The sequence below is a fragment of the Paenibacillus sp. TCA20 genome, assembly GCF_000732325.1.
GTDB lineage: Bacteria > Bacillota > Bacilli > Paenibacillales > Paenibacillaceae > Paenibacillus > Paenibacillus urinalis.
Genome location: NZ_BBIW01000002.1, coordinates 297,995 through 311,233 on the forward strand (window position 1 = coordinate 297,995; position 13,239 = coordinate 311,233).

The following is a 13,239-nucleotide window of genomic DNA, read 5'->3' on the forward strand; positions in this document are numbered from 1 at the left end:
ATCAAGGTTTACTAATCTAATTTGATTCTTCTCTCTGTTTCAAGGGCTAACTATGTCTTCTCGCCATGCAACCCACCCTAATGGTAAGTCGGCAACGTCAACAATTGCTGGGTCCATCATATTTGATTTCATTCTGTTTCCTTCTCTTGATAGCACTTGTGCATTCTTCAGTATTTAAAATGTAGAATTCGAGCTCCTGCTCGACAGTAAAACCCGCCCTTAAATAGACCCCAAGCGCTGTATGATTAGAGCTCGACACGCATAACTTTACCTCTTCAATAGCTCTTTCAAACAAATCCGTTACCGCATACCGCATTAGTGCAGTACCAATCCCCTTATTTCGAGCTGCAGCAGCTACCGCAATATATTCCAAGCTGCCTTCAGCATGCTCTTCGTTTCCTTCCGTGTAGACATAACCGAGGAGCTCTTCTTCTTGAGTATATAGAAATAGTCGATTCTCGTTACTCCGTCGTTCTAGAATTGCTGTTGAATTATAGTAGGTACTTGGAAAGCACTGATCATGCAACGTCGAGAAGGGCGCTGCCCACCGCTCATCCCAAGCTTCTATTGAACCATTTGAAGCATGATGGAAGTATGCCCCTCCTTGTTCCTTTATTAATGCATCTGGTTTAATTACAAGAACCGTTTCCTTCTGTTTATAATCAGCCTTTAACTGGTTCATTAACTCTCTTCCACGATCGTTCGCCGTATTATAGAAGCCTTTGAATGTATGTACACGACTCTCTAGCTTGGCTAGGCCTGTATTCCATAGATCAGTGGCAATCCTCTGCCACAAGGGTCCCAACTCCGTGTCGATAAAAGGCCCCCAAATTTCTGCTGCTCCTGCTTCCAGTTCGACATCAAACCCAAGGATGCCAACAATTTTTCCTTCCTCCATATAAACTACGATAGAGTCTTCAAGAGACAAATCTGAGAATTCTTCTGTCAGACTAGCCTCAATCTCGTGTCTATTCATTCCTGCATAACCAACATTGCTGCTCTTACTGCTATTCATTCTGGCGATAAACGTTGCGATCTCTTGAATCGGGGGTGTACGGACAAATTCAGCCACGCTGCAAGTCCTCCGTTTTTTTTCACAAGTTAATAGATCTGTACTTATTTATTCGACAATCACCTTACCGTCTCTTCTACTTTCCCGCAAGGGTAAGAATAATTATAGCCAATTCATTTTTCAGCCAATATATCTCATTGAGCTCTCTATAACAAAAAGAAGCTGTCCCCTTAGTAGAAGACAGCCTTTGGCCTAATAGCTCAAATCAGATATTTTCTAATAAAATAGGTCGGTGTACAGCTCCAGGCATGACAATAACTGTTGATCAGATTGCTGCCGTATGGCGACAGTTTTTTTATCATCTGGATTGTATACCTCCCAGAAGGTATCCGCCCCGTCCTTAATCATTTCGCCCCAATATTTGCGCATTTCATCCAAGGCCTTCTCCTTCTTGCCTGCTTCAAACAACGCCTCGATGAGATGATGCACCATGTAAGGTGTCATGGGAGCAACCGTCGGTGGATCTATAAACAGTCTGTCGAGCAATTCAGCCCGATCTTCCTTATCCGGCACTTCCGCAAGCACCATCCAGATTTGGGAGGCCCAAGACAGGTTTCTATCCTCGCCACTAATGAAGTAACCTAGATTCTCGTCCCACAAATACTCCAGTGCAGCTTGGGTCAATCGATCGATCTCCATTGAAAGCATGCTGCTTAATTCTAACTCCGATAGCTCTTGAGCCAGCAGCCTTGCACGCTTAAGGCAATAGATCAATACAGCCTGTGCAGAGGCCTGTTTATTCAACTCCGGATGCCAATCAACAAAGCACCACCACTGTGGATCATCCCTCACGATTCCCCGATCATCCACTCGTTCGAGGGCAAGCCGTATCTGGTCTTTCGCTGCCGGCCAGAGCAGCTCCGCTGTGGCTTTATCCTTTGTCGCATTGTAGTAATCATAGAGGGTTGATGCAAAAAACAGTGAATAATCAAACAAGAAGGTATCATCTGCCAGAGGTTCAGGTCGTTCAAAGATACATGCTGATATCTGGCCTTGATCAGCTCGCAGCCCGGCAAATAAGTACAAACAGCGTTTAACCAGACTATGATTGTTAAATGTGTAATAGTTCGCCAGTGCTTGCAGCCTCAGGTCTCCAAGCCATAGTCTGCGATCCCTTTTGGGCCCGTCCTCAAAGACCGTATGCATACAGTTTTGCAGGGTGCGAATGCCGATTCGATCCATTTCTGCGATATTCGCCGGAAGACCTGCGGGCAGCGGCTTAACCTCTGCCAAGTTCCCTGATGTGACCGCTCTTGCCTGAATGTCCGCAAATTGAACTTTGTATTTCTGAGAGGTACTCAGCACAATGACCTTCATATAGCGGAAGGTATACCGACGCGGCAGCTCAATCCGCTGTGGCAATACGTCAATAACGATAACCTCATCCTGAAGCCAGGAACGGCTGAGCCATCCGTTATAGGAATCGAATTCTTCCCCCATCTCACAGGGCATCTCCCCAAAGACAAGCTTCAGCCGCAGCGGGGCATCCTGGGGGCTCCCGGCAGCACGAACGCTAAAGGATACATAGCCTACATGATGATCACCAAAATCCAGAATGAAGCTCTCGTTACTACCGTACGTTCTGTCCAATACATCCTCCACTGCCGACTGGGGCTGCATCCTCCAGCCTTGAAATGCAGTTTCGTCAGCGATGACCTGTACCGCTTCTCTTGGATAAAGAGTAGATTCATATAATTTGGGGAGTAAATCTTGGGCACGCTCCAGCAGACTTCCTCCAGGTACGAGCATTGGCATGTTGTAATCTTCCTTTCATTCATAATGTCAGCCCTTCACGGCACCCGCCGTCATTCCGGCAACAATCTTTTTGTTGAATATAATGAACAGCAGCAGAGGCGGTATAGTAATCAGCAAAATATTCATGAATAGGAGATTCCATTGTGTATTAAACTGGCTCTGAAAATTGTATAGTGTCAGCTGGACCGTTGCATTCTTCGCGCCTGGGAAGAAATACAGCGGGTTAGTAAAATCGTTAAAGATGCTGACCGAGGAAGTAATAATAATCGTCGCCGTAACCGGCTGAAGCAAAGGAAAAATGATTCGGTAAAACAATGTAAAGCCGTTAGCCCCATCCACTACCGCCGCCTCATCAACCTCCCGGGGAATTTGGGACATAAACCCTTTATACAGCAGCACGCCAAAAGGAAAGCTGAGCGCCACTTCTACCAGTACGAGACCCATCATGGTTTTGTACAGACCGATGCTATCCAGTACCCAGATCGTTGGAACAATTGCAGGAGGGATGATCAGCCCGGCGAGAATAAAAAAGTTTATGATTGGCGTCGCTTTGCTGACCCTTCGCTGAACGACATACCCGGCCATCGCACAGACGGCAATAAGAACAAAGATGGATAGCAAAGTGAGGACGGTACTATTCACAAATGCAGTAATCAGCATATAATCACGGGCTGTGACCACTTCTCGGATATTGACCCACAGATGAACTTGAGAGGGCCAGCTCAGATTAAGTACCGCCGCCTCCTTTTGATCCTTCAATGCATTGACCAGCACGAAATACAGCGGAACGATAAATATAATGACCGTAAGAAGGACAGATACAATCTCGACAATAGCTCTCTGAATGGACTTCTTCATAGGTCAACCTCTTTCCGGTTCAAATACATGTACAGCGGAAAAGCGAGTGCCGTTACAAACAGGAACAGAATGACATTGCCCGCTGTCGCGAGTCCGTAGAACCCTCCTTGATATTGCTTATAAATAATAGACGCAATAAGGTCTGTCGTGAAGCCAGGTCCTCCCTTGGTCATCGCCCATACAAGATCGAAGGAGCGCAGCCCGCCGATAAAGGACAGAATAATTACGGAGTTGGTGGCCGGCCGGCTCAGAGGCATGATAATATTCCAAAACTTGCGGAAAGAGCCGCCCCCATCGATTTGAAGAGCTTCGTAATATTCAGCAGGGATCGATAAGATCCCCGCAATGTATATGACTGTTGCAAAGCCGACTCCCTTCCATACATCCACCAGAGCGACCGACAGCAGGGCGATCCGCGTATCACCCAGCCAATCCGGACCGGTGATGCCTATGAAGGACAGCGCAGTATTAATCAGCCCCTCGGTCGGATGCATCATCATGCTGAAGGCTATACCGATGGCGATGGTGCTCACTAGGGTCGGGAAAAAGATTACAGACTGCAGAAACCCTTTGGTACGCAGCTTGGAGGTAAGAAACACACCCAGCAGCAGACCAAGGATTACTTTTAGACTGCAAGTCACGACCGCATAGATGAATGTATTTTTAAATCCGATGCTTAGTGAGGATTCCTGGAAAAAGGTAATGAAATTTTCGAATCCGATAAATTCCCAATCGGCCAATGTCCACCTCGTCATACTGAAGAAAAAGGACATGATGGTAGGAAAAATAAAGATCACGAAATAGATGATGGCTGCTGGGAGCAGAAACATGTAAGAATAGGTTTTTCGGAATACTTTGGACATACGGCAATTACCAGCCTTCCAGTCCAAGCTGTTTGGCTTGTTTCTCTACATCCTTGTCGTATACCTCGGCACCTTCGGCGGCGGATTTGATTCCGGCACCTACTTCCACCGTAATTTGCGGCAAGCTCGGTCCTTTAATTGGAGAGAGGAATTCCAGGGCAGGAGCTGTTTTTCCCGATTCAAAATAAGGCACCATATCTTTAACGGCAGGAGCTACATCTTCCGGCATCTCGGCCCCATTGATTACATAAGGCCCTGTCGGCATGGATACGGTAGCACTGGCTGCCATTCCTTCTGGAGAAGCAATAAATGATACAAATTTCTTAGCCTCCTCAGGGTGTTCCGTATTCTTATAGATGTAGGCTGCGCCTGGCATCCAGACGGTCAAGCCGTGATCATCAGCACGGTCACCCGGCTGAGGGAAAAATCCGATGTCTTCGATCTGATCCGCATAGTTCTGGACAAGCGGAGGGATGGCAAACGTCAGCATTGGATAATGTGCGCCTGTTCCTTCAACCAGCATCTTCAATCCAGCATCATAAGTTGTTGCCAGAAAATCTTTATTCAGATAACCTTTATTAAATATTTCCTGAAGCTTCTCGAAGCTGCGAAGCGCTGCAGGTGTGGTCGCATATTTCGCTGTTCCTGCGGTGTAATCGTCTGCGAACCCCGGAGCATCAGATTGAACGTTATAATAATCCGCAAGAACCACTAGCTGAGAGGTCCAGCTGTCCTTGTATGTGCCAATGACCGGAGTGATGCCGGCAGCCTTAATTGTCTCGTTGTTCACCATCAGCTCTTCCCAGGTTTCAGGGACGGTCAGCCCCAGCTGCTCATATACCTTCTTGTTGTAGAACCAGCCGCCAGCCATCGTGGAACCCGCAGGGACTCCATAAATTTTCCCGTTATACGTAACTGTCGGTTTGAAGGTGTCCATTACATTGTCCATAAGCGATTCATTGGTCAAATCCAGCAGATTCACTTCCGGGTTAAGCGCTTGCATTAATGAACCTGAATTATACATGATGATGTCGGTCATATCCCCAGTAGACAGCCTTGTCTTGACCAGATTGTCTCCTTCATCTCCTCCGGGTCTCGTCTCGACTTCTACTTTAATATTCGGGTTCTTCTCTTCAAAAGCAGCGATCATCGCTTTTGCACTGTTTAGTGCATCCTGCGTGTTATCACTAAGCAGCGTCAATGTCACATCTCCCTCTGCGGATGATGGAGCTCCCTCTTCTCCACCAGCAGCACATCCTGATAGTAACCCAACCGCAAGCAGTACAGAAATGATCAGTGCAGCTCTTTTTCTTCCTTTTTTCATAAAAACCGGCCCCCTACCTGAATGAATTGACATTCGGGACTTCTACATCCCCTGAGTACATTGTAAATGCTTTCATTCAGGTTCAGTCAGTGCGTCATTTTTTGGATTGATGTCCGTATTTTTTGGGTCCTCCTTATATTGACCTGGAAGAACACCTGTATATTTCTTGAACACCTCGGAAAAATGGCGATACGTATGATAACCAACCCGTTCACTGACGTCCGCGACCTTCAACCCTCTCTGCAGCAGCCACTTTGCCTTCTCCATCCGCAGTCTGGTCAAATATTTGATAAAGGACTCTCCCGCAGAATCCTTGAACAGGACACTGAGGTAGGCTGCATTCAAGCCAACATGCTCAGCAACCTCAGCGAGTGACAGGTCCCGCATTCCGTTCAGATGGATATAGGCAAGAGCCTTCTCGATCGCTTCCTTGCCTTTAGATTCGTTCTTATCTCGAGCTTTGGCCTTATACGTGCACAGCCCTGTCCATCCCACTTCCTCCGCTTGCTTCAGAGCATATCTTGCCGTCTCCAGGCTGATGAACAGATCCGCTGGTTGAATCGCGATCTCCCCCTGCCCAATGGGATAATCCTGGTCACGGTAATATTGTGCATGCTGTGCCCAGTAATCTTCGCCTGGCATTGTACGGTGCAGCATCACTGCGAGCCTATCCTTACCCATCTGAAACTGAATGACTGCTTCTTCACTAGCGTGAATTGTAAAATGATCGGCACGAAATGCAAGAACTGTAGCGTAGATAACGCCGGTATGCTCCAGCTCATGAAGCTCAGACCATGCATTCGGACAGCTTTCGTTATTGAGCAGGAGGTTCAGCAGCGCTCTTTCGACCAGCGCCTTTCTATTGCCCTCCCAATCGCTGCGGAGCACCTCCATTTCTTCCCGTTTAGATATGTGGCCCAGGACCTTGGTCAATGCCTGATTGATGTGCTCGATCGTAAAGGGCTTCTCCAAATAATCGGCTACCCCGAGCTGGATCGCTCTTTTGACATATTCGAATTCGTTAAAGCCGCTGAAGACAATAAAAGAAGCGTTCTGTACCTCCTTCGCTGCCAACTCGATCAGCTTCAGTCCATCCATTCCCGGCATGCGAATATCGGTAAGAATCAAATCCGGCCGAACATCTCTCACAAGCTCCAGTGCACTGCAGCCGTCATTCGCTGTACCGGCAAGCTGAATGCCAAGGCCGTTCCAATCTACCATTTGCCTCAGCCCTTCTACTACAATGTATTCGTCATCAAAGATTACGGCTTTATGCATGCCTGCGTCCCTCCTCTTGTGTTAATGGTTTAAAGCTTAGCTCAATACACGTACCCTTCCCTGGAATGCTGGCAATCTGAAATCTGCTTGAGGATCCATAATAGAGCTGCAGCCTTTCCTTCACATTGCTCAAACCATAACCATGCTCGATTGCTGCCGGGTCTTCAATTCCCACCCCGTCATCCTCAACACGAAATACAATGAATTCACCTTCTCTTCGTCCTGTCAGCCGAATCCGGCCTTCCCCAACTTTGGGCTCGAGTCCATGATAAATTGCATTTTCAACCAGCGGCTGCAGAAGCAGCTTGATCATCTCCATGCTCATCATGGATTCTTCGATGTCCTCCTCAAAGTGAAAACGGTTATTGTACCGGATATTTTGAATGTTCAAGTAATGCTTAATATGCTGCAGCTCTTTAAAAATAGGAATCAGCTCTTTGCCCTTGTTCAGGCTAAGCTTAAAGCTCTCGGATAAAGAAATAGCCATCTGGGCGGCCTCCGGACTTCCCTTGAGCATGGCCATCCAATAGATGGAATCAAGCGTGTTATATAAGAAATGCGGCTTGATCTGTGCCTGTAGTGCCCTTAGCTCAGCTTCCCTTTCCTTAAGTACAAGGGACACGACTTTTTCATTCAGTTCATCATTTTCAGAAGCCATACGCTTAAAAGTCTCGCCGATGACACCGACTTCATCCTGCTCAAATGTAGCCGTGAACTCTCTTTTTCCTTTGTTCCATTCCATCATCAGTTTTTTTAATCGAGATCAGCGGTTTGGTAATGGTGCCGGACAATATGTACGACAGAACAAGAGCGGTAAGTGAAATTAACAGTGCAATGACCATAGTTGCCGTACCGATCCGGTTTGACTCTGCCAGCAGCTCCTTCTTCTGTACTGAATGAATAAAGGTCCAATTCGTCGTCTCGTTCCGATAGGAGCTTACCAGATATTTTTCCTCCTTTAATTTCTGAATCGCTTCACTGGCAGAGCTGTATGGAGAGACCAGATGATCTCCTTCCGAGGCGTCAGGAAATACGACCCTGCTTCTCAGCTGCGTATCCTCAATTGCCATATAGCTTCCGGTATGGTGATGAACATTAAATGCACTGTCAAATATATTTTTGGATACATTGACAATAATCACGCCCAAGCTCTCTCCATTCATACCTTCCGAATCTCGAAACAGCTTGACGGTCGAGAAGGAATCTTTCGTATCACTAAGCACGTCTGTTCCATAAAAAATGACTCTACCCTCGGCGTTTACGGCCTTTTGATACCATTCTGCATTTTGAATCTGCGTTATTTTCGTATCATGCTCGTATATGCCTGCATCGTCTGAGCGGCCTAAACAGTAGATTTGAAAGTGATGATCCAGTATGCAGATGGAATTAACGAACCGGTTGTCCAGGAGATGGGTATTGATAACTCGCTGAATTTGAGCTGCCATTCGCTCACTTGTTCCCGATGGTGAAGCCACTTGCTCACCGTTCTTGATATGTATAAGCTCGTTGCGAATCGATTCATTAAGGACTAGAGCCCGATTCAGATTGATTAAATTACGAAATAACAAATCTGCCATCTCGCTTGCCGTCTTTAAATGATCGGAATTGGTCTGCGCATGAGTTCGCATCATTGTATTTGTAGTCGTTTGAAAGGAGAAATAGCCGAGAATAAACAAAGGAGGGATCGATAGAGCAATCATCGCAAATAAAAACCGGGTTCTCAGCTTCTTGAAACGTATAGAACTCACGAGAAAGCGTTTCCAATTGTTCATACATAACCACCTTTCCCTAATTCTCTCTATGGGGATGAGCAGATTATATTACAATTTCATAGCATTGTTAAAGAATTTTCTCTTTTTGCCAATTCCACATTCGTCTAGATCAATTCCATATTTCTGTCATACCCTATCTTATCTTCGATCAAAGGAGGAGTTCAGATGGGTGGAGTAGTAGAAAGTTGCGGCGTAGGTGGCTACGGCGGTGGAAATAAAATTGGTGCAATCTTGGTACTCTTTATTCTTCTCGTCATTATTGCGGCTTCATTCGGATGGGGCGGACTTGGCGGATTTGGCGGTTACTGATATTTGAGTCATTAAGACAGGGCTCTGATCGTGAAATTCAGGGTAAAAAAGTCCAGACCAATGGACTCAATGCAACATAAAAATATTTTATCTTGATGGTAAAGGAGGAATTTCTGTGAGCGGAGTAGTTGGAGGTTTCGGTTACGGCCAAGGCGGCGGATACGGAATCGGTGCAATCCTGGTTCTCTTTATCCTCTTGGTTATCATTGCTGCATCTTTCGGATGGGGCGGATTCGGCGGTTACTAATGGATTAAGCACAAAAGAGGTGTTCCATGTGTGGAACGCCTCTTTTTGTGTGCTGTACTGCAGAGATATGAAACCCCGCTCAAACCAATCCATCTGTAGCCAGTTCTGACTGGCAATCATCATTTACTGCTTCTGGTTCATCTTATTCACGGCGCTAAACAAAGCCTTAACTGAGGATTTGGCGATATCGGCGTCAACGCCGCAGCCCCAGAATACGGTTCCATTACTGGATGTAATACCGATGTAAGAAACGGCCTGTGATTTGGAGCCCGTCTCAAGTGCATGCTCGCGGTATACGAGATCGGTATACTCCAATCCGCAATGCTTCTGCAGCGCATTACTGATGGCATCCAGTCTTCCGTTACCGTTACCGGTAATTTGTTTAACCTCTCCTCCAGATTGAATCGTTACGATCGTATGGAAGTCCTCATCATCCGGGAACTGGTATTTGACAAATTCGACGGGTGCTGAAATGTTTACATATTCCTGCATGAAGATATCGTAAATTTCATTAGGCATCAGCTCTTTTTGAGTACGATCTGACACATTCTTGACGACATAACCAAAGTCTTCGCGCATCTTCGGCGGAAGATCAAGACCATATTTCTGCTGTAGTACGAAGCCGATACCGCCCTTGCCGGATTGACTGTTGATACGAATAATGTCACCTTCATATTCACGTCCGATATCAATCGGATCAATCAGCAGGTAAGGAACAGACCAGTGAGCACGCTGCTCCTCTTCACGCCATTTCATCCCTTTGGCGATCGCATCCTGATGTGAGCCTGAGAAGGCCGTAAATACCAGTTCCCCGCCATATGGATGTCTTTCATCCACATTCATTTTAGTCAAACGTTCATATACCGAGATGATCTGAGGAATATTGGTAAGATCAAGCTGAGGATCTACTCCATGAGAATACATATTCAGTGCCAAAGTGACGATATCTACATTCCCTGTGCGTTCTCCATTCCCAAATAAGGTTCCTTCTACCCGCTGTGCTCCTGCCAGCATCGCCAGCTCCGCATCTGCTACACCCGTTCCTCTATCATTATGCGGATGGACCGACAAGATTACATGTTCCCGATGGCTTAAGTGTTCACTCATATATTCGATCTGGCTCGCATAAATGTGCGGCATGGACATCGATACGGTAGCTGGCAGATTAATGATCACCTGATTGTCAGCTGCAGGCTGCCATACATCAAGCACACTATTACAGATATCAAGAGCAAATTCAATCTCCGTACCGGTAAAGCTCTCAGGCGAATACTGGAACTTGAAGTTCCCTTCTGTATCCTCTGCACACTGCTTCAACAGCTTTGCCCCAGATACCGCAATATCAATAATTTCTTCCTTGGATTTACGGAACACCTGCTCACGCTGAGCAAGGCTTGTTGAGTTGTACAGATGGACGACCGCTTTTTTGGCTCCTCTAAGGGATTCAAAGGTCTTGCGAATAATATGCTCTCTGGATTGGGTAAGTACTTGGATCGTTACATCATCTGGAATAAGGTTCTGCTCAATCAAGGTTCTAAGAAAAGCGAATTCGGTCTCGGAGGCGGCTGGAAAGCCGACCTCAATCTCTTTGAATCCAATGTTCACAAGGAGATTAAAATACTCCAGCTTCTCTTCAAGGTTCATGGGTACCACGAGCGCCTGATTTCCATCTCTAAGATCGACACTGCACCAGGTTGGTGCTTCGGAAATGTATTCTTTCTTTGCCCAGTTCATGCTAGTCTTCGGGGGCATAAAATAACCTCTGGCATATTTCTCCACATTTTTCATCATAACGACCACCCTTTTCCCAATAGTATGTACATCTGATTTATGGATGCAAAAAAAGCCTTCCATCTCTTCATAAGAGACGAAAGACTTTACATCTTACGTGGTACCACTCTAATTCATACCATATGGTATGCACTCAGGCAGATACAGGTCCAGTTGCAGTGAACTTATATCCCCTAATTGATAACGGTTAGGACTCCGGCTCCACCTACTACAGTTCAGCGAGCTACTTCAAGGCGAGTTCCAACATTCCTATGCGGCTGTTTTGCACCGGACAACAGCTCTCTGATCGCTTGGAATTGATGTACTATTCCTCTTCATCGTATTTAAATATTGATGTCATTTTATACTACAAAATTGAAGTTAGCAAGTGAATTCACGAAAAAACTTACAAGTTCCGTAAATTCAATGACATCGAAGTCCCGAACAATCGGGAGCAGAATACTTAACGTTTCTTCAACGAAAGAACTTTTTCCAGTTAATCCCAGCGCTGATCCAGTTTGTCTGCATAGAAGGCAATAGCCTGTCTGTAGCTCTGAACTCCGGAATGATTAGAATTTTCAGCAATTTCCTCGAGCAGCAGCCTCATGGCGGATGCATATTCTTTGAGATTATACTGAACCATTGCTAGAAAGACTCTAAACTCTCTATTATCTGGGAATTCTTCTATGCCTTGCCGTAATACGTTCTCGGCAGCTTCATACTGACCCAAGTTTCGATATGTACTGCCCAGTCCCAACAGAGCTCCTGATCTATCTTCTCCCTGGATCCCTATAGAGATGGCCTCCAAATAATAAGGAACAGCTTCTTGCTCAAGGCCTAATGAATCGTAAGTCCAGGCAATTTGATAGCTTAATTGCGCCGTTTCCTCAGTTTCAGATCTATTTTTAATATGCAGTAATCTCTCCAGCGCTTCTTCCTTGTTTCCTTCATTTCTTAATTTAATGGCTTCCTCGATTAGATCCATAATGAATACTCCTTCTCGTAGCATGCTTGCAGTTATATCTTAACAAGCTCATAATCCACATTGAAGTCACTGATTAATTATACTTGTTTTTTCCCTGTTCATAAGTCCATCTACCCACTCATAGCATTCCGCAAGTTCAACATCCGTGATACGATCAGATCGGTGCTCGAACAGTATAAGGACATTCGAATTCAGCTCCCGAATGGCGATCAAATAATCCTCGATCGGTGCCCAGCCATCAATAGGAGATAATCCCGGAAGTACCGGATGGTGTCTTAGAACCGCATTATCTGTATAACGGGCATTGGATAAATGTATTAGCTTGGCATAGCGGGCGTACTCGTGAATCACTTTCATTGCATCAAAATCCGGATCGGTCAATGTCTGAAGGAACAGCCGCGCCGTATCCAGACAGATTCGAATAGAGGGATACTTCTCCAGTAATCGAATCAGCAAATCGGTTTCCACGATAACACGCGGTACGGCATCAAATTCAAGAACCGGTGTAAAATCGTAGAGCTCTCCATAATGAGATAATCTCTGAAATACCTCTTCACTTCTGGCTTCAAAGGATAACTCCGAATCCTCCCTGTCCCATTCATACTCCGCTTCATTGTCGAAATACCACAGCTCCCAATCCTTCTGCGGATCCAGCCTTACCGGCTTAGGATAATGGAACAGTACATATGCCGGAGTTAAATGACGGTCACGTAGATACTCTAGCTCTTGCTCAATGAAACCAAAGGCTTCCTCTCTTACATTCTCATCTGAAGACATAAACAGCGCATCCCGAAATTCATGCTGTCCAGATCGGGGAGCGAAATGGAACCCATATTTAAACCCATCCTTATGCGACAAGGACAAGAGCCTATCAAAATCCTCCTCAGACTCATATAAACAATTCTCAATCCCGAAAAAATGACTTTTGAAATCCCTTTCATATTTACCCAGGTCAAATCCACCATATTGTCCGATTAAAAATTGGGCAGGCATCTAACTTCTCTCC

General features: G+C 45.8%; 13 protein-coding genes and 1 other annotated feature. Of the genes, 2 read left to right on the plus strand and 11 right to left on the minus strand.

Annotated features, from left to right (window positions below; all coding sequences use genetic code 11):
• Window positions 1-97 precede the first annotated feature (97 nt).
• From TCA2_RS05135 to TCA2_RS27480, 8 genes are all read right to left on the minus strand, one after another.
• Entirely contained in the window at window positions 98-1,072 is a 975-nt protein-coding gene (locus tag TCA2_RS05135; protein WP_047910494.1) for a GNAT family N-acetyltransferase, read from the minus strand.
• Between the two features lie 216 nt (window positions 1,073-1,288).
• On the minus strand, window positions 1,289-2,827 hold the full coding sequence (locus tag TCA2_RS05140; RefSeq protein ID WP_238546288.1) for a sugar hydrolase: 1,539 nt from the start codon (window positions 2,825-2,827) through the stop codon (window positions 1,289-1,291).
• 27 nt (window positions 2,828-2,854) lie between these two features.
• A complete protein-coding gene (locus tag TCA2_RS05145) occupies window positions 2,855-3,685 on the minus strand; it encodes a carbohydrate ABC transporter permease (RefSeq protein WP_047910495.1) in 831 nt (276 codons plus the stop codon).
• Window positions 3,682-4,548 (minus strand): carbohydrate ABC transporter permease, encoded by an 867-nt coding sequence (locus TCA2_RS05150; protein WP_047910496.1) that lies wholly within the window; start codon window positions 4,546-4,548, stop codon window positions 3,682-3,684. Before TCA2_RS05150 ends, TCA2_RS05145 begins: the two co-directional genes overlap by 4 nt.
• Window positions 4,549-4,555: 7 nt before the next feature.
• Window positions 4,556-5,872: an ABC transporter substrate-binding protein gene (locus tag TCA2_RS05155; RefSeq protein WP_047910497.1), complete on the minus strand. Its 1,317-nt coding sequence runs from the start codon at window positions 5,870-5,872 to the stop codon at window positions 4,556-4,558.
• A gap of 72 nt (window positions 5,873-5,944) precedes the next feature.
• Window positions 5,945-7,150: a response regulator gene (locus TCA2_RS05160; RefSeq protein WP_047910498.1), complete on the minus strand. Its 1,206-nt coding sequence runs from the start codon at window positions 7,148-7,150 to the stop codon at window positions 5,945-5,947.
• A complete protein-coding gene (locus TCA2_RS27475) occupies window positions 7,143-7,895 on the minus strand; it encodes a sensor histidine kinase (RefSeq protein WP_238546289.1) in 753 nt (250 codons plus the stop codon). The genes TCA2_RS05160 and TCA2_RS27475 overlap by 8 nt, the downstream gene beginning before the upstream one ends.
• Entirely contained in the window at window positions 7,849-8,922 is a 1,074-nt protein-coding gene (locus TCA2_RS27480) for a cache domain-containing protein (RefSeq protein WP_238546290.1), read from the minus strand. The genes TCA2_RS27475 and TCA2_RS27480 overlap by 47 nt, the downstream gene beginning before the upstream one ends.
• A 165-nt stretch (window positions 8,923-9,087) precedes the next feature.
• Between TCA2_RS27480 and TCA2_RS27100 the strand changes: the two genes are divergently transcribed.
• Both TCA2_RS27100 and TCA2_RS27105 read left to right on the plus strand, forming a co-directional pair.
• Window positions 9,088-9,231, plus strand: a complete 144-nt coding sequence (locus tag TCA2_RS27100; RefSeq protein WP_193745990.1) for a sporulation protein YjcZ — start codon at window positions 9,088-9,090, stop codon at window positions 9,229-9,231.
• Between the two features lie 115 nt (window positions 9,232-9,346).
• Window positions 9,347-9,478, plus strand: a complete 132-nt coding sequence (locus tag TCA2_RS27105; RefSeq protein ID WP_193745991.1) for a sporulation protein YjcZ — start codon at window positions 9,347-9,349, stop codon at window positions 9,476-9,478.
• A gap of 123 nt (window positions 9,479-9,601) precedes the next feature.
• Here the strand turns inward: TCA2_RS27105 and leuA are convergent, their stop codons facing one another.
• The 3 genes from leuA to TCA2_RS05180 form a co-directional block, all read right to left on the minus strand.
• Window positions 9,602-11,266: a 2-isopropylmalate synthase gene (gene leuA / locus TCA2_RS05170; protein WP_047910499.1), complete on the minus strand. Its 1,665-nt coding sequence runs from the start codon at window positions 11,264-11,266 to the stop codon at window positions 9,602-9,604.
• Window positions 11,267-11,338: 72 nt separating this feature from the next.
• Window positions 11,339-11,596, minus strand: a binding site (T-box leader).
• 148 nt (window positions 11,597-11,744) lie between these two features.
• The gene (locus tag TCA2_RS05175) at window positions 11,745-12,233 is read right to left on the minus strand and encodes a tetratricopeptide repeat protein (protein WP_047910500.1); all 489 of its coding nucleotides are present in this window, start codon (window positions 12,231-12,233) and stop codon (window positions 11,745-11,747) included.
• Between the two features lie 66 nt (window positions 12,234-12,299).
• Entirely contained in the window at window positions 12,300-13,226 is a 927-nt protein-coding gene (locus tag TCA2_RS05180; RefSeq protein WP_047910501.1) for a TIM barrel protein, read from the minus strand.
• Window positions 13,227-13,239 lie beyond the last annotated feature (13 nt).

Bases quoted from the DNA above. Each gene is read 5' to 3' on its own strand.
- TCA2_RS05140 (WP_238546288.1), bottom strand. From the start codon at position 2,827: ATGCCAATGCTCGTACCTGGAGGAAGTCTGCTGGAGCGTGCCCAAGAT.
- TCA2_RS05145 (WP_047910495.1), bottom strand. From the start codon at position 3,685: ATGAAGAAGTCCATTCAGAGAGCTATTGTCGAGATTGTATCTGTCCTT.
- TCA2_RS05150 (WP_047910496.1), bottom strand. From the start codon at position 4,548: ATGTCCAAAGTATTCCGAAAAACCTATTCTTACATGTTTCTGCTCCCA.
- TCA2_RS05155 (WP_047910497.1), bottom strand. From the start codon at position 5,872: ATGAAAAAAGGAAGAAAAAGAGCTGCACTGATCATTTCTGTACTGCTT.
- TCA2_RS05160 (WP_047910498.1), bottom strand. From the start codon at position 7,150: ATGCATAAAGCCGTAATCTTTGATGACGAATACATTGTAGTAGAAGGG.
- TCA2_RS27475 (WP_238546289.1), bottom strand. From the start codon at position 7,895: ATGATGGAATGGAACAAAGGAAAAAGAGAGTTCACGGCTACATTTGAG.
- TCA2_RS27480 (WP_238546290.1), bottom strand. From the start codon at position 8,922: ATGAACAATTGGAAACGCTTTCTCGTGAGTTCTATACGTTTCAAGAAG.
- TCA2_RS27100 (WP_193745990.1), top strand. From the start codon at position 9,088: ATGGGTGGAGTAGTAGAAAGTTGCGGCGTAGGTGGCTACGGCGGTGGA.
- leuA (WP_047910499.1), bottom strand. From the start codon at position 11,266: ATGAAAAATGTGGAGAAATATGCCAGAGGTTATTTTATGCCCCCGAAG.
- TCA2_RS05175 (WP_047910500.1), bottom strand. From the start codon at position 12,233: ATGGATCTAATCGAGGAAGCCATTAAATTAAGAAATGAAGGAAACAAG.
- TCA2_RS05180 (WP_047910501.1), bottom strand. From the start codon at position 13,226: ATGCCTGCCCAATTTTTAATCGGACAATATGGTGGATTTGACCTGGGT.